This window comes from Comamonas sp. NyZ500 (assembly GCF_016772095.1).
GTDB classification, from domain to species: Bacteria; Pseudomonadota; Gammaproteobacteria; order Burkholderiales; family Burkholderiaceae_C; genus Comamonas; species Comamonas thiooxydans.
The window spans coordinates 96059-115298 of the sequence record NZ_JAEIJE010000013.1 but is presented as its reverse complement, the minus strand read 5'-3'; the positions used below and the strand labels follow the sequence as shown (position 1 = coordinate 115298).

The following is a 19240-nucleotide window of genomic DNA, read 5'->3' as shown; positions in this document are numbered from 1 at the left end:
TTGAGTCTGCCGATAACGAGAAAAGTAATTTGAGAAACTGCAACAAAGGAGTTTTGTGATGTTTTCCCCAGCCAATGCGCGCGCAATGTCGGCTTACCGTCAGGTGGGTGTGCAATCCATGGTGGACAGCGCATCGCCTCAGCAGTTGATCAAGATGCTGTTTGATGGCCTGATTGCCTCCATCAATGCGGCACGCGGCGCGATCGAGCGCGGTGATATCAATGAGAAAGTGCGCCATATCGGCAAGGCAGTACGCATTCTGCAGGAAGGCCTGCTGAGCGCGCTGGACCGCGAAAAAGGGGGCGAGCTGGCTGGCAACCTGGCCTCGCTCTATGAGTACTGCACCACCCGGTTGACCTTGGCCAATGCCCGCAACGATGCAAGCATGGTCGATGAAGTCGCAGGCCTTGTGAGCACGGTGGCACAGGGCTGGAATGAAATAACCAATGCACCAGCACCCGCTGCTGCCTAAAAAATGGAGCACACATTGATCGACTTCTACCGCGCCATAGAGGAGAGCAGCGCCAAGATGCTGCAAGCCGCCCAGGCCAAGGACTGGGATGGTGTTGCGCGCTATGAGGGCACTTGCGCCGTGCTGATCGAGCAACTGCGCTTTCGCTCGCGAGATGAAAAGCTGGCGCCCGAACTGCGCAAGGAAAAGGCGCGCATCATGCAGCGCATCTTGCGCAACGATGCCCAGATTCGCGTGCTTGCCGAGCCCTGGCTGGCCAGCTTCGAGCATATGTTCGACGGCCAGCCGCATGTGATGCACTGATTGCAAGCCACCCAACCCAAAGCCCTGCTGCAGCGATGCAACAGGGCTTTTTGCTTGCAGCGACGACAGGTGATCGATCAAGACATCCATGAACCCAATGCCGTAGAACGCCACAAGCTATCGATAGCGAAGCACCAGAACGCAGCCAGGCTGCGTCACAAAAGCAAAACCGCCGCGTGGGCAGATGCAATCTGCCCGGCGGCTTCTGTTGTGGTGAACGGCCCGCGCCTGGCGAGCCGTTTCAGTGATCAATGCGAGCGCATCTTGGTGCGCAGGCGGGCGATGGCCTGACTGTGCAGCTGGCAGACCCGCGACTCGGTCACGCCGAGCACGGCCGCGATTTCCTTGAGGTTCATGTCGTGCTCGTAGTACATGCCCATCACATATTGCTCACGCTCCGGCAGGGCCTTGATGGCCTCTACCAGTGCCGAGCGCATGCGCTGGTCGCGCAGCAAGGCAAAGGGGTCGGCGCCCGAGTCGGCCACATGCCGCTCCAGATAGTCGTCGCCATCGTCGCCGTCACCGCCGCCTATGTCCTCGAGATAGACTAGCTGCGTGCCGCGCACCTTGCCCAGCAAGGACTGGTAGTCATCCAGGGCCATGCCCAGCTCGGCCGCGATCTCCGACTCCAGCGGGGGCCGGCCCAGGCGCTGCTCCAGGCGGTTGAGCGCCTGCTCGATTTCCTTCTGGCTTTTGCGCGAACTACGGCTCATCCAGTCGCCTTCGCGCAGTTCGTCCAGCATGGCGCCACGGATGCGCTGGCTGGCGAAGGTGTCGAATTGCACGCCTTGCTCGCTCTCGAAGCGCGACAGCGCTTCGGCCAGACCGATCATGCCGACCTGGATCAAATCATCCAGTTCGACGTTCGGTGGCAGTTTGGCGATCATGTGCAAGGCAATCCGACGCACAAGCGGCACATGCTGACGAATCAGCGCGTCGCGGTCGAGTTGGCCTTTGGCGGTGTACATGGCAGTCAATGGCTCCAGACAAGGGATTCAGGCGCAGCAGCCGCCGTGGGCTGGGCATGCATGGGCAGGATGCAGGCCGTCTTGAGCATGTGCAGCGTGAGCTGATGCAGATCGCTGGCCTGGCGCCAGCGCAGGCGCATGAGCACCGGGGCATCGCCCAGGTGGCGCTGCGAACACTGTAGCAGCGCATTCAGACGCTGCAATCGTGTCTGAGCGTTTTGCTTGGCTGTCTGCGAGCTGCTCTGCTTGCGGCTCCAGTCGTATTTCTGCGGGCCGTCTGCCGTCAGCGGCGCTTCCAGCGCTGCAATCGTGCACTCCACGCCGGCAAACACGGCCAGATGCTTGAGCTGGCGGTAGCTTTCGATCAGGTGCTCGGAATCGGGCGGCACGACCAGCAGCGGCTGCAGGCCCTGACCTTGCAGCATCGGCGTCAAGGTTTCGCTGCTCGCATAGATGATCACGGTGGTGTAGCCGCGCACATAGGCTTGCAGGGCCGTCAGCATGTCCAGCCCCATCTCGTCGGCCGAGGCCTTGAGCTGCTTGAGACCCTGCCGCGCCGGCAGACTGGCCACCGACTGGGCGTCGCCGACGCTTGCGCGCAGTCCCGCCTGGGCCTGCCAGGCATGCTGCGCCAGCAGTTGGGCAAGACCTGGCGTGTGAAAGGATTCGGCCTGGCTGCCATCAAGCACCAGCACCTTCTGGCCCAGACGCTGCAGTTGGGCGCACAGCGGCCAGAGCACGGCCTGCTCGGCAGCGGCACCTGACGCACTGTGCAGCACGGCCAGCACGCGCAAGCCGGCGGTGCTGGCATCGCTCATATGCAAAGCCATGCCCTGATGCAGGGGCGAGCGGCGCTCAAGCATGAGCAGCCTCTGCGCCGCTGGCGGACGAAGGGGTAAAGAAGAAGTCCAGATCCAGCGACTGCGGATCAAACGCCGACTTGGCCGCCGAGCGCATGGAGGCCGAGACCAGCAACTGCGCATTGGCGCGCTCGAAGTCTTCGGGCACGCGCTGGCCATTGGTCACGCCGCATAGCTGGATCTGATGACGAATCAGCGTATCCACCGAGGGACCGACCTTCACGGCCTCATCGACCTTGGTGAGAATGGCATGCTGCGAGCCGCGCGCCTTGAAGGCCTGCATGACATCGTCCTGCGCATCGCCCTGTGCGGCCGCATTGACGGCCAGCAACTGCTGCACGCCCTCAATGGCCAACACATCCATGATCTCGTCCTTGCGCGGATCACGCGGGGCCACGCCGGTCGTGTCGATCAGCACCATCTTCTTGCTCTGCAGCAGACCCAGCAGGTCCTGCAACGCGGCCTTGTCATGGGCCTGATGGGCCACCATGCCCAACATGCGGGCATAGGTGCGCAGTTGGTCATGACCACCGATGCGGTAGGTATCCAGCGTGATCAGGCCCACGGATGCGGGACCGTGCTTGGCCGCACACAACGCAGCCAGCTTGGCCGTGGTCGTGGTCTTGCCCACGCCGGTCGCGCCGACCAGGGCAAACACCCCGCCTTGCTCGTAGATGGCGGGCTGGGCGGCATCGGTGCGCAGATTGCGCTCCAGCACCTGCATCAGCCAGCGCACGGCGTCGCCGGCGGAGAGCGTCTCCGGCAGTTTCTCGATCAGTGCACGCGCAAGTGCGGGCGAGTATCCGGCGCGGATGAGCTTGTGCATCAGGCTGGACTGGATCGGGTTCTGACGCGTCTGGCCCAGCCAGGTCAGCGTGTTGAAGCGCTCCTCGATCAGATCCTTCATGGACTGCATCTCCTGCATGAAGTTCTGAGGCGCAGCGACGGCTGCGGGCCTGGCGCTTTCCTTGAGTTGAATCTTCTCGGGGCGCAGAGGATTGTGGCGGACCACCGCGGCGCTGGCCGACTGAGACTTGGCTGCCATGGCGGGGCGCTCGTTGTTGCGTTCCTGCACGCGCTGGGCAAAAGTGGGCAGGGCTTCGCTGCTGTCCAGCGACGACTCATGGCGACGGCGCAGCATGCGTTCGCGCACATAGTCCTGGAAGGTCAGTGTGCTCATGGACAGCTGTTCCACATCGTCCTGCACGGAATGCCGGGCCAGTTCATTGATGGCCTTGACGGGCTTGGCCTGAACCTGCTGCTCGCGAGCCTGCTCTTCCTTGGCCGTCTGGCGCGCCTGCACATGCTCCAGCGTACTCATGGCTTCACCGCCCTGACTACGTCTGGCAGCGGGAGCCAGAGGCGAATGCTCCTTGCGCAGGCTGCTCATGCCTTCGTCGCTTGCACGGCGCTCCAGCGCCTTTTGCAGGGGCGAGCCGGTCTGCATACCGGCATCCATGTCCTGCAGTGTCTCTTCGGCCGTGGCCATGACTTCCACTCCGTCCGGCGTCTGGCGGTTGGAGAGAATCAGGGTGCCGTCGCCAAAAACCATGCGCGCCTTGGCCAGGGCCTCGCGGGCGGTCGGGGCGTAAAAGCGTTTGATATTCATGCGGTTGCACCTTTAAGAATCGGGCCGATGCGGATGGTGTGCGTCTCGGGAATCTCGCTGTGCGCGAGCACCTGCAGACGCGGCGCCACACGACGCAGCAGCTTGGCAAGAGAGTTGCGGATCGCGTCCGGCACCAGCAGGCAGGCGGGCAGGCCCAGCTCTTCCTGTTGGTTGGCCACATCGACCGCTTTTTGTGTGAGGATTTCAGCCACGCCGGGGTCCAGCGATGGCGCATTGGGGTTCGACAGTGCCTGCACCAGCAGACGCTCCAGGCCGGGCTCGATGGCAATCACATTGAGCTCGCGAGTCGGACCGTAGATCTGCTGCACGATGGCAGGCGACAGTGCAATGCGCACGCGACGCGCCAGCTCCACCGGGTCGGTCGTCTGCGTGGCGTTTTCGGCCAGCGTCTCGATAATGGTGCGGATATCACGAATGTGCACAGAGTCCTCCAGCAGCAGCTGGAGCACTTTCTGGAACGTTGTGATGGGCACCATTTTCGGGATGACTTCTTCGATGAGTTTGGGGGCCAGCTTGGCCACATGGTCAACGAGCTGCTGTGTCTCGGTACGAGACAACAGCTTGGCCGCGTGCACTTGCATCAAGTGTGACAAATGCGTCGCCATCACGGTTTCCGAATCAACGACGGTAAAACCGGCCATTTGTGCCGCTTCCTTTTGCCGTTCGTCGATCCAGTGCGCGGGCAGACCAAAGGCCGGATCGGTCGTGGCCGTGCCGATCAGCGGCGTGGTGATGCCACCGGGATTGATGGCCAGGAACATGCCGGGGAAGGCTTCGCCCTCGCCCACCATGACGCCGCGCAGCGTCATGCGATAGGCGCTGGGCTTGAGTTCCAGGTTGTCGCGCACATGCACGGCCGGCGGCAGAAAGCCGACCTCCTGCGCGAACTTGCGGCGCACGCCCTTGATACGCGTCAGCAGGTCGCCCTGGCGGCTCTTGTCCACCAGCGCGATCAGGCGGTAGCCCAGCTCCAGACCCAGCAAGTCCACCGGCTGCAGATCGTCCCAGGTCGCTTCGCCATCATTTTGCGCAGCCTGCTGCTGGGGCGCCGGGGCACTGCTTTGGGCGGCCAGACGGGCTTTTTCCCTCTTGTCCAGCACCCAGGCACCCCAGCCCAGCAAGGCCCCCATGCTGATGAAAACCAGATGCGGCATGCCGGGAATCAGACCCAGCAAGATCATCACGCCGGCAGTGATACCCAGCACCTTGGGCGACATGAACAGCTGCTGCACGATCTGGCGACCCATATCGGATTCCTTGCCCACGCGCGAGATCACCATGGCCGATGCCACGGAGATCAGCAGACCTGGAATCTGCGCCACCAGCGCGTCACCCACGGCCAGCAGGATGTAGCTGTCGGCCGCCTGACCCGCGGACAGGCCGTGCTGGGCCATGCCGATGATCAGGCCGCCGATGACGTTGATCACCAGAATCAAAATGCCGGCAATCGCGTCGCCACGCACAAACTTGCTGGCACCGTCCATGGAGCCGAAGAAATTGGCTTCCTCGCCCACTTCGGCACGCCGGCGCTTGGCTTCCTTCTCGTCGATCAGGCCGGCGTTCAGATCGGCGTCCACGGCCATCTGCTTGCCGGGCATTGCGTCCAGCGTGAAGCGGGCCGAGACTTCGGCAATGCGCTCGGCACCCTTGGTAATCACCACGAAGTTGATGACCACCAGAATGCTGAACACGATCAGACCCACGGCAAAGTTGCCGCCGATCAGGAAGTGACCGAAGGCCTCGATCACCGCGCCCGCGGCGCCGGGGCCGGTGTGGCCCTCCATCAGCACCACGCGCGTCGACGCCACGTTGAGCGACAGACGCATCAACGTGGTCAGCAGCAGCACCGAAGGGAAGGCCGCGAAGTCCAGCGGCTTGATCATGTAGGCCGCCACCATCATCACCATCAGCGCCACGGCAATGTTGAGGGTGAAGAAGGTGTCCAGCAGCCAGGGCGGCACGGGCAACACCATCAGGCCCAGAATGGCCACCACCAGTATGGGAGCAGTCATCCCTTGCAGGGCACCGGCGTTGGAGCCAGACCACTTCTGGAACAGTTGCAGAGGATTCGACGACATCACAGATTACCTTCTTGCTGCGCAGCAGCATCGACCGCCGCAGGCTGGGTGCGGCCACGGTGCGGATCCAGCTCCACGGGCACGGGGGGCTCGCCCAGGGCATCGGGCATGGGACCCTGGCCGCTCAGTGCAGCCTTGAGACGATAGACATAGGCCAGCACCTGGGCCACAGCGGTGTAGAGCGCGGCAGGGATGGCCTGATCCAGATCGGCATGCGCATAGAGTGCACGCGCCAGCATGGGCGACTCCAGCACCGGTATCTGGTGCGCGCCCGCGATTTCGCGAATCTTGAGTGCCACCAGATCCGTGCCCTTGGCAATGACCTGGGGAGCAGCCATGGAGGCGTCGTCATAGCGCAGCGCCACGGCATAGTGGGTGGGATTGGTGACTACAAAGTCGGCTTTCGGCACGGCCGAGACGCTGGCCCGGTCGGCAATCTCGCGCTGCTTCTGGCGGATCTTTCCCTTGAGCTGCGGATTGCCTTCGGACTCCTTGTGCTCCTGCTTGACCTCCTCATGACTCATCTTGAGGCGCGACTTGAAGAGAAAGTCCTGCAGCGGCACGTCGATCAGGGCCACCAGCAGCACCACGATCAGCAGCAAGGTGATGCCCGTGGTCAGCCAGGAGCCGACCATGGCAAGCGCCATGGGCGATGGCTGGGCCGAAACCGACGCAATCTCGGCAATATTGGCACTCATGTACTTCCAGGCTACAAAGCCCAGCACGATGGTCATGAACACCATCTTGACCACCGTGGTCAGTTGCTGCTTGGAAAACAGATTCTTGAGACCCGACAAGGGGTTGAGCTTGCCAAAGCGCGGTTGAATGGGCTTGAAGCTGAAGATCCAGCCGCCGGCAGCCACGCCGGACAGCACCGAGGCCGTGGTGGTCACCAAAGCAAAGATCACGGCAATGCCCAGACCCAGTATCAGCATGGACTGAAAGCGCTCCAGCATCAGCGCCGGAGTCTTGGCCGCCGCAGCGTTGAACACCAGTTGCCGGGCCATGGCCTCGCGCAGATGATTGATCATGGGCTGCGTGCCCATCAGCATCAGCAATGCGCCCGTACCCAGAATGGCCAGATGCGACAGATCGCGCGAGCGCGCACCCTGGCCGTCTTCACGCGTCTTCTGCAGCTTGCGTTCGGTAGCGGGCAGGTTTTTGTCTTGGGATTCGGACATGGCGCACGGACGGATTGGATATCCCAATTGTCCGAATCCGGCGCCCAGGCAATGCGCGGATAAGCGGCAGCCAAGCCCTGCTTATGCACGACTCTGCCTCACAGCACATCCATCAATTTGATAGCCGCCTGCGCTTTCCTATCAAGAGATAGAGCCTGTTTTTAGCGAATTTTCACCCAGACACTCAGGTCTGGGCTTGCGGCATGCCCAGCTTGAGTTCGCTGAGCATGCGCAGCAGCATCCGGTTGAGGTCTTCGGCCTCCCACTCCTCCTGCTCGCGCAACTGCCGGATGGGCGCCGGGTCCCGGCTCTCCAGAGCCTGGCTCATCTGCAGCACGGCAGCATAAGGACCGGAGCGCGTGACGATGGCATCGAAAATGCGCTCGTTCAGCGGCGTGCGTCGCAAGATGGTGGCCACCGGCTCATGCAGCAGCAAATCCAGCTGCGAGAACAGGCTGCACAAGTACATCTCACGCTGCAGGTCCAGGCTCACCCCGGCCTCGATCAGCTGCTCGGCCAGCCTGGCGCGCAGCACGACCTGCGTGCGCAGAGGCACCAGGTCCTGTTCGGTGCAGGCATGGGGCAGTTGGTCGGCCAGCCAGCGCTCCAGCGTGCCCAGCCCCAGCATCACCAACCCGCGGCGCAGCGAGTCCACGCCGCGACGCAGGCCCAGTGCGGCCGAGTTGGTATAGAGCAAAAAGCGATAGGCCAGCACCGGGTCCGAACCCAGGATCTCCTCCATCACATCCAGGGACTGTTCCTTGTCGATGGCCTTCATGAGCCTGAAGAGCGCATCGCGCGAGGGCTGGGGCTGTTGCAGCCGAAAGGCCTGCATGGTGTCTGCCACGGGCCAGCCGGCCACGGCGGCCGCCTCATGCTCGTCGAGACAGGAGCGCGCCAGCTCCAGGCTCTGCAGGCTCTGGTACATCTGGCCGTCCAGCAGATTCAGGGGCTGAGTGGCAAAAAAGCCCGAGGCAGACTCCTTGTCCGCATCTTTTGCCGGCTGGCTGGAACGCACGGCATTGGGCAATCCAGCGGCACCTTCTCGCGGCAGGCTCAGCAGGCTGCTGGCAAAGCAGCGCGCAGCATCGGCATCGGGCACATCAGCCAGCGATCCGCCCCAGACCAGCATCAGCCCGCGTGCCTTGGCCTTCTGCACTAGCTCGTAGATACCTTCATCCTGCTGCAGCCAGTCGCCGCGCACCTCTATCCAGGGACTGCCCTGAGGTGCATGTTCAAGAAGATTGCACAGAACCTGGCGGGACTGCGGCGATATCAGGAGCGGCGGGGCCTGACGGCTCCAGATCTCATCCACCGTGCGCAGGAAATGCGCCATGTCGGCAGAGGAGCCCGAATCTTCGTGGACATAGAGCTGAATCCCTGCCAGGCGTCTCGTACGTCCCCAGAGCGGCCGATAACCAAGAGTCAAAGAGCTGAGGGCAGACTGGGTCATGGAAGATTTGGACAGGTAGACGACGAGACATCAAGACGGACAGAGCCCGCTGGAATCAGCCGATGTAGTTGAACAGCGAAAGCTTCTGCATCTGTGCATAGGACTGCAGGGCGGCCTGCAAGCCCACCTTCTGCGTATCCACTTGCGACAGCGCCGTGATCATATCGATATCTTCGGCACGTGAACGGGCTCCTTCCTGCGTCAGTGCCTGATCCTTCATGTCGGACTCCAGGCCGTCTGCACGTTTGAGCTGGTCGCCGGCATAGCTGCGCATGGCCTGCACCCGGTTCATGCCCGAATCCAGTTCGCTCAAGGCGCGCCCCAGACCTTGCTGCAATGCGGTCGATCCCCCCGTGCCGCCCTTGACCGTGGCAATGGCCTGATCCAGCACGCTGAAAATATCGGTGCGTGTGCTTGGAGACATGGTGAAGCTGTCGCCGTCGGCCGGAGTACCCTTGATGCTGATCTGCTGACCACCGACGGTAATCGCCTGCCCTTCCTTGTAGGGTGTGGACGGAACCACAGGGTTGGTTGCCGTGGCCGAGCTGGAGTTGATCTCGTAGCTGATCTCACCGGTAGTCGGGTCCTTGGTGAATACCAGGGTGTAGCTATCGCCCGTGACCTTGCTCGGGTCGGTGACCGATCCCACATCCGCCCAGGCCTTGCCGGAATTGGAGGCAGCGCCATTCACCACAAATACCCCGTTGCCGGTAGGCACGTTCAACCAGGCCGCATGACCATCCAGAGAGATGGGCAGGCCGTTGTCGCTGCCAGTGCTCTGGCCGGGGTTGAGCTGGCTGCTCGAGCCCGGAGGCGTGCTTTGCAGCGGCGTATCGGGACTGCCCAGCCCGCGGAAAATCGGCAAGCCGTTGGAGTCCTTGGCATTGGCATAGCCGAGAATCTGATCGCGCAGGCTTTGCATCTGCTGGACCAGCGCATCGCGTGCCACCTGGTCATACGAACCGTTGCCGGCCTGCACCACCAGATCACGAAAATCCTGCAAAGCACCATGAGCCTTGCCCAGCTCGGACTCGCCCTGGGCAATCACATCGCGCTGGGCACCGAGCACACGCTGGTCATTTTCGGAACGGGTGATGCGGGTGCGTGCGCGCTCGGCCTGGGCCGCCGCCACGGGATCGTCGCTGGCGCGCAGCACGCGCTTGCCCGCCGTGGTCTTCTCCATCAGGTCCACCAGGCTGCTCTGACGCGAGCCCAGGTTGTTGATGGTGCTGTCATACATATTGGCCGTGCCAATGCGGTTGATGCTCATGCCTGTTCTCCGGCTGTAGGGGGTTAACGGCCAACGGCCTGGATCACGCTGTCAAAAATGCCCTGAGCCACCTGCAGCATCTTGGCCGAGGCCTGGTAGGACTGCTGGTACTGCAGCAGCTTGGCGGCTTCTTCATCCAGATTGACGCCGGACACTGCGGTGCGATCGCCCTCCAGATTCTTGGCAATCGAGTCGGACAACTTGGCTGCGTAGGCCGCGCTTTGCGTGCGCGTGCCGATCTGCGCCATGGCGGTGGAAAAACCGTCGCTGAGCGTGGTCGCGCCATCGAAGATCACGGCGTCGCGCAACGACAGGAAGGAGCTGGCATTGCCCGTATCCGAGCTGTAGAAGCTGTTGGGGCCGAAGCTCACGGTATCGCTGGTGGCACCATCCACCGCAGGCGTGCCGGTGAGCGTCACCTTGAGCCCCGGAGCCAGCTCGATGGCCTGCCCGGAGATATAGGCGCCTGTCGCAGCCACGCCGCTGGGGGCAGGCGTGATGGTATAGGTCATGCCGCCCGCCCCGTCAGGCGCGAAAGACAGGGTGGTGCCCGCAGGAAAGACAGAGGCATCGAAGCCTTTTTCCACCTTCAGGCTGGACATGCGGACGGCCGCATCGCCCAGCGAGTTGATCTTGGCCGACACCGGATTGGCCACCGCCAGATCATTGCCGGAATGCACCATGGTCTGAATATCGTGTGCCGCCGATGCCACAGGACTGAACAGCACGGACTGGCCGGCCTGGCCATCGTTCTTGAGATCGAACTGCAGACCGTCGATCGTCATGCCGCGCAGATCCGTCAGATCATTGAAGGCCGTGGTCTGGCCATCCGACAGGCGCACCACCTTGCCCTTGGGCGCATCGTTGCCGAAAACGATCTTGTAATCCGAAGCCTTGAGCGCGCTTGAGTCCTTGACCGTGACCGTGGGCGTATCGGGCTGTACCCATTGAGCACCCGTGGTGGAGCCCGTGGTCGTCATCGGAATATTGAACAGCGCCCCGCCTTTCTGACCCGACAAGGTCAGGCCCAGCTGGTTCTGTGTATTGAGCGTATCGCCGATCGAGATCACCATGCGCCCCAGCAGGTTGCGCCCCTCGCTCAGGTCGTTGTTCTGGAACTGCAGCAGACCGGCAATCTCGCCGCCACCAGCCATGGCTGGAGTCAGCTCCACGGGCTGCCCGCCCTGCTGCTGGAAATACAGGCTCATCTTGCCGCTGCCGGGGTACTGCGTGGACTCCTGCAGGCTGAGCTTGGCCGCGCTCTGCCCCAGCACCAGCGGCTGGCTGCCACCCACGAACAGGCTGATGGAGCCATCGCCGGCGTCGACCTGCGAGGTCTGCACGTATTTGTTGATGTCACGCACCAGTTGGTCGCGCTGATCGAGCAGGTCATTGGGCGTGTGGCCCGTGGCGATGGCGCTGCTGATCTGGCCGTTGAGCGCCGCCACCTGTTGGGACAGACTGTTGACCACATTCACGTCATTGCTCATCTGCTGTCGCGTGCTGTAGTCCATCTCGTCGAGCTGAGCCGAAGCCGAGCGAAAGCGCGCAGCCAGTTCGCTCATGCGCGTCAGCACCACCTGGCGTGCCGAAGAGTCGGTAGGTGCGCTGCTCACATCGGCAAACGCATTCATCATGTCGTTGATGGCCGCGCCCAGGCCGTTGGTTCCGCCGGAGAACACTTCCTGCAGCTGGTTGAGCGAGTTCGAGCGCGCAGAGTCTGCGGCACTGGCGGCGGTGGCCGCCGTGGCCTGACGGTTGAGCAGCTCGCTGAAGTTGCGCAAGATGGTCGCCACATCGGCGCCATTGCCGATATAGCCATTGCCGATGTTCTGGCCCGCCGAGGTCTGGAAGGCCACGCTCTGGCGCGAATAGCCGGCGGTGTTGACGTTGGCGATGTTGTGCCCCGTGGTTTGCAGGGCGATCTGGTTGGCCATCAGGGCGCGCGCGCCCACGTTCAGAAGACTCATGACTGGTTCTCGGTGATCTTGTTGATCTGGGCGGCACGGGCGCTGACGCCCAGACGGCTTGCGACATTGGCGCTGTTGTTGCCGGCGTTGGCGACGCTGACCTGGGCCACGCTCTGGATGGCGCGGCTGAGCTTTTGCGCATAGGCCGGATCGGTGGCGTAGCCGGCCTTTTGCAGCTCGCTGGCATAGGCCTGGGCAGAGCCGGTCTGGGCCATGGCTTTTTCGTAGCGCGGATTGCTGCCGATCAGGCGTGCGTAGTCGCGGAAGGACTCCTCGTAGGAGTCATAGGCGCGGAACTTGGCCGTCACCTTCTTGGGCGCGCCATTGATGTATTCGGTGGTCGTGACTTCGGCGACCTTGCCCGTCCAGCTGCCACCGGCCTTGATGCCGAACAGGTTGAACGAGTTGCTGCCGTCCTTGCTGCGGATCTCGCTCCTGCCCCAGCCCGTCTCGTGTCCGGCCTGGCCGATCATGTAGTGGGCCGGGATGCCGCTCTCGCTGGCCACACGCTGGGCCGCGCCGGTGTACGCCGTCACGAAGTTGTCGCGCCCCTTGGGAGCCGGTGCATAGGCATTGATCGATTGCGCAGCCTGGCTGCGGCTGCCGCTCCAGGCACCGTTGCTGCCCACATTGCGCCAGGCGTTGCGACTCAGGCTCAGTGTGGAAGGCACGGCAATTTCGGCGTCCTCGGCGGCGTCGACTCCCATGCTGCGCGCCAGCTGCTTGCTGATGGCATCGGTGAGGCCGCCGGGCTGTCCCGCCATGGCCACTGAAAGTTGCTGATCCAGCAGATCGGTGCTGAGATTGCCCTGCGCGCTGTCGAGCAGGCCGGACTTCATGGTCGCCTCGCGCATGCTCTTGATCATCTCGCGCATGAACAGCGACTCGAGCTGCTTGGCCGTCTCGCGTGCAGCCTGCGGGCTGTTCTCGCCGGCAGCCGTCTTGAGCGCATTGAGCGAACGTGCATCGACAGCCAGAGCATTGCTGGCCGCCAGGGATGAAGAATGGGGCAATGACGTGCTCATATCACCTCCAGCTCGGCGTCCATGGCGCCCGCGGCCTTGATGGCCTGCAGGATGGCCAGCAGATCCTGGGGCGTGGCGCCCAGTGAGTTCAGCGCCCGCACCACATCGGTGAGTTGGGGCGAATTGGGCATGTTGATGACCTTGCCGGGCTCCTGCTTGACCTGGATATCGGACTTCTGCGCCACCACGGTCTGCCCCTGCGAGAACGGTGCAGGCTGGCTGATGACCGGCGTGGTGCTGATGGTGATGGACAGATTGCCGTGCGCAATCGCGCAGGGGCCCAGTGTCACCGCCTGATTGAGCACGATGGAGCCGGTGCGGGCATTGATGACCACCTTGGCCGCCGGCTTGGAGGTCTCGATGGGCATCTCCTGGATCTCGGCAATCATGCGCACGCGTGAGCCCGGATCGATGGGGGCATTGACCTGCACCGTGCGGCCATCCAATGCCATGGCCGTGCCCGCGCCCATGCGCTGGTTGATGGCGCGAACCATCTTGTCGGCGGTCTGGAAGTCGGTCTGATTCAGGCCCAGCGTGATCGTGTTGCCCTGGTTAACGGGAGTGGGCACTGCACGCTCGACCTGTGCGCCCTGTGGCACGCGGCCCGCGTTCAGGTGATTGACCTGCACCTTGGAGCCGCCGGCCGCAGCCCCGGCACCGCCGACCACCACATTGCCCTGGGCCAGGGCATAGATCTCGCCGTCCGCGCCGCGCAGCGGTGTCGCCACCAGCGTGCCGCCCTTGAGCGACTTGGCATTGCCCATGGAGGAGACATTGATGTCTATGGCCTGGCCGGGCTGTGCAAAGGCCGGAAGCTCGGCCGTGATGATCACCGCCGCCACATTCTTGAGCTGCAGCTGGGCCGCATTGCCCGTGGCCGGCAGGGCGATGCCCATCTGCTCCAGGTAATTGGCCAGTGCCTGCTTGGTGTAGGGCATCTGCGTGGTCTGGTCGCCCGTGCCGTCGAGGCCGACCACCAGACCATAGCCTGTCAACTGGTTGCTGCGCACGCCCTGGATGGCGGCAACCTCCTTGATGCGTGTGGCATGCGCAGGCAGGGTGAGCCCGCTGGCGCCCAGGGCTGCGACCACCAGCAAGGCGGTGTGCGCAGGGCGCAGTGACAGGAGCGTGGACAGTACTTTCATACTGCCCATTCTCGGAAGAATCAGAACGGCATAACGTTCAAAAAGAACCGGGACAACCAGCCAATTGACTGGGCTTCACCAGCCTGGCCACGGCTGCGCGACTCGACGCGCAGATTGGCCACCTGGGTCGATGCCACGGTGCTGCCCGGACGCAGCGAGCGCGGGTCCACCGTGCCCGTGAAACGCAGCACATCGACGTTATGGTTCACGCCGATCTGCTTCTCGCCGGCAATCACCAGATGACCGTTGGGCAGCACATCGACCACGGTGGTGGCAATCGAGCCCGTGAAGGTGTTGTTGCTGCTGGTGGCCCCAGAGCCCTTGAAGTCGTTCTTGCTCTCGGCCCCCAGGGTGAGCGCATCGGCCACCGTCTTCTCGGCGCCGCCCCTGAGCAGCGGCAGCGAGGTGATGCCCGTGCTCAGCTCGTTGGCTCGCCCGACCTTGGAGTCCGTGCTCTGGCTGGCCGAAACGCGCTCGACGATCTGCACCGTCACCGAGTCGCCCACCATGCGGGCGCGCTGATCCTCGAACATGGGGCGGTAGCGGCTGGCGTTGAACAGGCTGCCAGTGGGCGCCTGGGCCGTCTGCTCGCGCGGCTGCAGCACGGGAGGTGCGGTGGATGGCATGTCCACGGGCGGCGGCGGATTGAGCGTGACGCAGCCCGAAACCAGCAGGGCCCCGGCGAGGGCGCAGAGCGGCGGGCAATGGGAAACAATGGCTTTGAACATGGCGGCAAGTCCTTGGCAGTCAGGCGCTTCGCCCCTTGTGCCCTTGCGTACGCGAGGCACGCTATTGGAATCAGAGCTTTCAGCGCTTTCTCCTAATGGAAATCAGCAATGAATTGGTCTGAAAACCATAGGCATCAAGCGCAAGCTGCTCCTCAATACATGGTGATCAATCAGAGCTGTGCCAGCTTGGCCAGCATCTGGTCGGAGGTCTGGATCGCCTTGGAATTCATTTCGTAGGCGCGCTGCGTCTGAATCATGGTCACCAGCTCCTGGACCACGTTCACGTTCGAGGCTTCCAGATAGCCCTGCTGAATCGTGCCCAGACCGTTGGTGCCGGGCGTGCCCTGCTGGGGCTGGCCCGACGAAGCGGTCTCGACGTAGAGGTTCTGGCCGCGGGGCTCCAGGCCTGCGGCATTGATGAACTGGCTCATCGCGATATTGCCCACCTGCTGCGGCGCAGCCTGGCCGGGCATGGTGACGCTAACCACGCCGTCATGGCTGATCGACACCTTGGTAGCACCCTGCGGGATGGTGATGCCGTTGGCCACGGGCAGGCCGCTGGAGGTCACCAGCTGGCCCTGGGCATCGACCTCGAACGAACCGTCGCGGGTATAGGCAATCGTGCCGTCGGGCATATTGACTTCGAAGAAGCCGTTGCCGTTGATGGCCACATCCAGCGCATTGCTCGATTGCTGCAGGCTGCCCTGCAGAAAGTTGCGGCTGGTGGCCACGGTGCGCACGCCCAGGCCCAGGTGCAGGCCAGTCGGCAGCTGATTCTGCTCGGTGGTCTGCGAACCCGACTGGCGCAGATTCTGATAGATCAGATCCTCGAAGACCGCATTCGCGCGCTTGTAGCCGGTGGTGGAGACGTTGGCCAGATTGTGCGAAATCACGTCCAGCTGCGTCTGCTGGGCTTCCATGCCGGTCTTGGCAATGAACAGCGAATTGATCATGACGTATTCCTTTGGCTATCAGCCGTTCAAGCTCAGCAGCTGGCTGGCGGATTTATCGTTGGTTTCAGCGGTCTGCAGCAGCTTCATCTGCTGCTCGAACTGGCGCGAGGCCGCGATCATGCCGACCATGGTTTCGACGGAGTTCACATTCGATCCCTCGATCGAACCCGACAACAGGCGCGCTGTTTCATCGTTGGGCAGCGCATCGCCCTGCGCCGCGCGGAAAAATCCGTCATCGCCGCGCACCAGCGGCTCATCGACGGGCGGCGTGACCAGCTTGACGCGCCCCACGGCCACGGGCAGCTGGTTGCCCATCTTGGCAGTCAGCGTGCCGTCCGAACCCAGGGAGATCGTGGACTCTGGCGGGATGTCGATGGGCGCGCCGCCGTCGGAGAGCACGGCCTGGCCATTGCTGTTGACCAGTTGCCCTTCGGGCGATATCTCAAACACGCCGTTGCGCGTATAGGCTTCCTGGCCGTCAAGTCCCTGCACGGCAAACCAGGCGCGGCCCATGGCCATGGCGTCCAGCGCACGGCCGGTGCGCTGGGCCGGACCGGGAGTGTCCTGATAGCCGGAGGTGGCCTCCAGCGCAAACACGCGCGTGCCGGCCCCCGAACCCTGCAGCGGTACCGAACGGAAAGTGGACATCTCGGCCCTGAAGCCGTTGGTGCCGGCATTGGCCAGGTTGTGAGCCAGCACGGCCTGACGCTGGGCTGCCGCATTGGCCCCAGTCATCGACGTATAAATAATTTTGTCCATGCTGACCTTCCTTCCGTCAAATCAATCGCCTTTGCAGCCCCGGCGCAAAGCGCCTCAGGGGCTTATCTGTTATCGCAAGTTCACCAGGGTGGAGAACACCTGATCCTGCGTCTTGATGGTCTGGGCGTTGGCTTGGTAGGAGCGCTGCGCCGTCATCATGTTGACCAGCTCGGCTGTCAGGTCCACGTTGGACTCTTCCAGCGCGCCCGACTGCAGCGAGCCGAAGGTGCCGGTCTGGGCCGAACCATTGAGCGCAGGGCCGGAGTCGGAGGTGGCAACCCATTTGTTGTTGCCGATGGAGCCCAGACCCTGGGTATTGGTGAAGGCCGCCAGAGCGATCTGGCCTTCGGTGCGCGTGACGCCGTTGGAGTAGGAGGCCACGATGGAGCCGTCGCGGCCCACATTGATACCGGTCAGTGCGCCCGAGGTATAGCCGTCCTGCTTGAGGCTGCTGACCGCAAACTTGGTGCCGAACTGGGTCAGACCACCAAAATCGAACGCGACGTTGAAGGGCTGCAGGCCGTTGGGATTGGCCGTGCCGCCGCTGACGCTCAGATTCAGCGTGGTACCCGAACCTGTGGTCGGTGCATTGGGGGTGACGCTGGTGAGCTTGCCGCTCGCGTCGAACACGGCCTTGCCGATGGGCGTGGCCGTGGCATCGAGCGAGTTGAAGACATTCCAGGTGTTGCCTGTGGCGTCTTTCTCGAAATACAGATTGACCGGGATCGCCGTGCCCTGGGTGTCATACACATTCAGCGAGGTGCCATAGGTGGCACGAGGCGTGGCAGCGACAGGAGGCGTGGCTGTCGCGTCGCCGGCGGCCGCCGTGGCGCGTGCATCCAGATTCAGTTCGACATTCACCTTGGATGTCTGCTTGGCGGGAATCGGCTGTCCTGTGGGAAAGCTCATCGGCACAGGCGTGGCACCCGACTGGATCTTGCCGGTCGAAGGGTCCACCACATAGCCCATGACATTGTCGTTGTCCACGGTCTTGAGGTTGCCCTCCTTGTCCAGACCGAAGTTGCCGGCGCGCGTGTAGGCGATGCTGCCGTCGCTTTGCTTGACGACGAAAAAGCCGTTGCCGTTGATGGCGATGTCCAGGTTGTTGCCCGTCGAAGTGATAGAGCCTTGCCTGAACTGCTGGGACACGGATGCCACGTTGACGCCGATGCCGCTGCTCTGGCCGCTGGCCGAGCCGATGGCGCTGGCGACCATCTCCGCAAAGTCAGCGCGCGAGGCCTTGAAGCCCGTGGTGTTGGAGTTGGCGATGTTGTGGCCGATGACGTCCAGATTCTTGCTGGCGGCGTTCAAGCCGGAGAGACCTTGTTGAAAACCCATGATGTGTTCCTCAATCAGTAAACGGCCTTGACGCCGGAATAAGCCACGCTGTCGCCGTTATCGAGCTCCAGCGACAAAGAGCCATTGGCCGAGCTGGTGGCAATCACGGCATGCGGCGCCAGCGGTGTGGACGCCACGGCGGTCGTGCCATTGGTGGCAACCACGCTATAGCGCAATTGCGAGGCATCGCCGCTGTATTTGTCCTTGCCATCCCAGGTAAAGTAGTTCCGCCCGGCAGCGCCGGCACCCAGGTCGATGGTGTCCACCAGCTCGCCGCTGGCCGTGGTGATCTGGATCTTGACGCTGGCCGCCTGGTTTTCCAGGTCGAAGGCAGCGGTATGCGTGCCATCGGCCGCCACGCCCAGGGTATTGCCCTCGGTCAGCACCGTACGACCGATCATGGAAGTGCCCTGCAGCACCTGCATAGCCGTGAACTGGCTGGACATGGAGGCCATGGTCTGGTTCAGCTGCTGAATACCGGTCACGGTGTTGATCTGCGCCATCTGCGAGGTCATTTCCGCGTTGTCCATGGGATTCATGGGGTCCTGGTTGTTGAGCTGGGCCACCAGCAACTTGAGGAAACGGTCCTGCGCCTCGTTGGGGTTGGTCACCGCATTCTTGGTATTGCTGGTGGTGTTGGTCGTGGTGCCGTCCAGGCTGCTTGCGCCGTAGATCATGTGTGTGTTCCCGGGCTTACTGGCCCATTTGCAGAGTCTTGAGCAGCAGCGTCTTGGCCGTGTTCATGACTTCCACGTTGTTCTGATAGGAGCGTGACGCCGAGATCATGTTCACCATCTCGTCCACGGCGCTCACGTTGGAATGGGTGACATAGCCCTCGCCATCGGCCAGCGGATTGCTGGGGTCGTGGATGCGGCGGCCGGGCGTGTTGTCCTCGCTGATGGCATTGACCTTGACGCCCGCGCTGCCGTCGTTGCCCATGGGCACGGTCTGAAAAACGACCTGGCGCGCCTTGTAGACGCTGCCGTCGGGGCCGGCCACTGCATCGACGTTGGCCAGATTGGAGGCCACCACGTTCAGGCGCTGGGACTGGGCGCTGACCGCGCTGCCCGAGATATTGAAGATGGAAAACATGGACATGGTTTAGCT

Annotated in this window: 18 protein-coding genes; 2 read left to right on the top strand and 16 right to left on the bottom strand. The window is 63.0% G+C overall.

The annotated features are described in order from the left end of the window. Nucleotides 1–58 precede the first annotated feature (58 nt). Together fliS and JAO85_RS18305 are read left to right on the top strand one after the other, a co-directional pair. Nucleotides 59–472, top strand: a complete 414-nt coding sequence (gene fliS / locus JAO85_RS18310; RefSeq protein ID WP_039050706.1) for a flagellar export chaperone FliS — start codon at nucleotides 59–61, stop codon at nucleotides 470–472. Nucleotides 473–475: 3 nt separating this feature from the next. Beyond that, a complete protein-coding gene (locus JAO85_RS18305) occupies nucleotides 476–775 on the top strand; it encodes a flagellar protein FliT (protein ID WP_003059178.1) in 300 nt (99 codons plus the stop codon). Nucleotides 776–1023: 248 nt separating this feature from the next. On the opposite strand, the gene JAO85_RS18300 is transcribed toward JAO85_RS18305, so the two are convergent. From JAO85_RS18300 to flgC, 16 genes are all read right to left on the bottom strand, one after another. Continuing rightward, nucleotides 1024–1743, bottom strand: coding sequence for an RNA polymerase sigma factor FliA (locus tag JAO85_RS18300; RefSeq protein WP_003059180.1), 720 nt, complete (start codon nucleotides 1741–1743; stop codon nucleotides 1024–1026). 5 nt (nucleotides 1744–1748) lie between these two features. Continuing rightward, entirely contained in the window at nucleotides 1749–2606 is an 858-nt protein-coding gene (locus JAO85_RS18295) for a hypothetical protein (RefSeq protein ID WP_012836858.1), read from the bottom strand. Then, nucleotides 2599–4212, bottom strand: a complete 1614-nt coding sequence (flhF, locus tag JAO85_RS18290; protein WP_039050707.1) for a flagellar biosynthesis protein FlhF — start codon at nucleotides 4210–4212, stop codon at nucleotides 2599–2601. Before flhF ends, JAO85_RS18295 begins: the two co-directional genes overlap by 8 nt. Continuing rightward, the gene (flhA, locus tag JAO85_RS18285; RefSeq protein ID WP_003065509.1) at nucleotides 4209–6311 is read right to left on the bottom strand and encodes a flagellar biosynthesis protein FlhA; all 2103 of its coding nucleotides are present in this window, start codon (nucleotides 6309–6311) and stop codon (nucleotides 4209–4211) included. The genes flhF and flhA overlap by 4 nt, the downstream gene beginning before the upstream one ends. After that, a complete protein-coding gene (locus JAO85_RS18280; RefSeq protein ID WP_039050708.1) occupies nucleotides 6311–7492 on the bottom strand; it encodes a flagellar biosynthesis protein FlhB in 1182 nt (393 codons plus the stop codon). The genes flhA and JAO85_RS18280 overlap by 1 nt, the downstream gene beginning before the upstream one ends. Nucleotides 7493–7676: 184 nt before the next feature. Next, nucleotides 7677–8945: an HDOD domain-containing protein gene (locus JAO85_RS18275; protein WP_039050709.1), complete on the bottom strand. Its 1269-nt coding sequence runs from the start codon at nucleotides 8943–8945 to the stop codon at nucleotides 7677–7679. A 55-nt stretch (nucleotides 8946–9000) separates the two neighbouring features. Further along, the gene (flgL, locus tag JAO85_RS18270) at nucleotides 9001–10215 is read right to left on the bottom strand and encodes a flagellar hook-associated protein FlgL (RefSeq protein WP_039050710.1); all 1215 of its coding nucleotides are present in this window, start codon (nucleotides 10213–10215) and stop codon (nucleotides 9001–9003) included. A gap of 23 nt (nucleotides 10216–10238) precedes the next feature. Continuing rightward, complete coding sequence (gene flgK, locus JAO85_RS18265; protein ID WP_034378016.1) at nucleotides 10239–12185, bottom strand: flagellar hook-associated protein FlgK; 1947 nt, start codon at nucleotides 12183–12185, stop codon at nucleotides 10239–10241. Then, nucleotides 12182–13210, bottom strand: a complete 1029-nt coding sequence (gene flgJ / locus JAO85_RS18260; RefSeq protein WP_202788693.1) for a flagellar assembly peptidoglycan hydrolase FlgJ — start codon at nucleotides 13208–13210, stop codon at nucleotides 12182–12184. The genes flgK and flgJ overlap by 4 nt, the downstream gene beginning before the upstream one ends. Next, nucleotides 13207–14355 (bottom strand): flagellar basal body P-ring protein FlgI, encoded by a 1149-nt coding sequence (locus JAO85_RS18255; RefSeq protein ID WP_003065520.1) that lies wholly within the window; start codon nucleotides 14353–14355, stop codon nucleotides 13207–13209. The genes flgJ and JAO85_RS18255 overlap by 4 nt, the downstream gene beginning before the upstream one ends. A 20-nt stretch (nucleotides 14356–14375) precedes the next feature. After that, on the bottom strand, nucleotides 14376–15083 hold the full coding sequence (locus JAO85_RS18250; protein WP_003065522.1) for a flagellar basal body L-ring protein FlgH: 708 nt from the start codon (nucleotides 15081–15083) through the stop codon (nucleotides 14376–14378). Between the two features lie 170 nt (nucleotides 15084–15253). Continuing rightward, entirely contained in the window at nucleotides 15254–16036 is a 783-nt protein-coding gene (gene flgG / locus JAO85_RS18245; protein ID WP_003065524.1) for a flagellar basal-body rod protein FlgG, read from the bottom strand. An 18-nt stretch (nucleotides 16037–16054) separates the two neighbouring features. Continuing rightward, nucleotides 16055–16795 (bottom strand): flagellar basal body rod protein FlgF, encoded by a 741-nt coding sequence (locus JAO85_RS18240; protein WP_003077982.1) that lies wholly within the window; start codon nucleotides 16793–16795, stop codon nucleotides 16055–16057. Between the two features lie 69 nt (nucleotides 16796–16864). Next, nucleotides 16865–18133 carry a flagellar hook protein FlgE gene (gene flgE / locus JAO85_RS18235; protein WP_012836849.1) on the bottom strand — a complete coding sequence of 423 codons (1269 nt, stop codon included), beginning with the start codon at nucleotides 18131–18133 and terminating at the stop codon, nucleotides 16865–16867. A gap of 14 nt (nucleotides 18134–18147) precedes the next feature. Next, on the bottom strand, nucleotides 18148–18810 hold the full coding sequence (locus JAO85_RS18230; protein ID WP_039050711.1) for a flagellar hook assembly protein FlgD: 663 nt from the start codon (nucleotides 18808–18810) through the stop codon (nucleotides 18148–18150). A 16-nt stretch (nucleotides 18811–18826) separates the two neighbouring features. After that, nucleotides 18827–19231 carry a flagellar basal body rod protein FlgC gene (gene flgC / locus JAO85_RS18225; RefSeq protein WP_003059205.1) on the bottom strand — a complete coding sequence of 135 codons (405 nt, stop codon included), beginning with the start codon at nucleotides 19229–19231 and terminating at the stop codon, nucleotides 18827–18829. Nucleotides 19232–19240 lie beyond the last annotated feature (9 nt).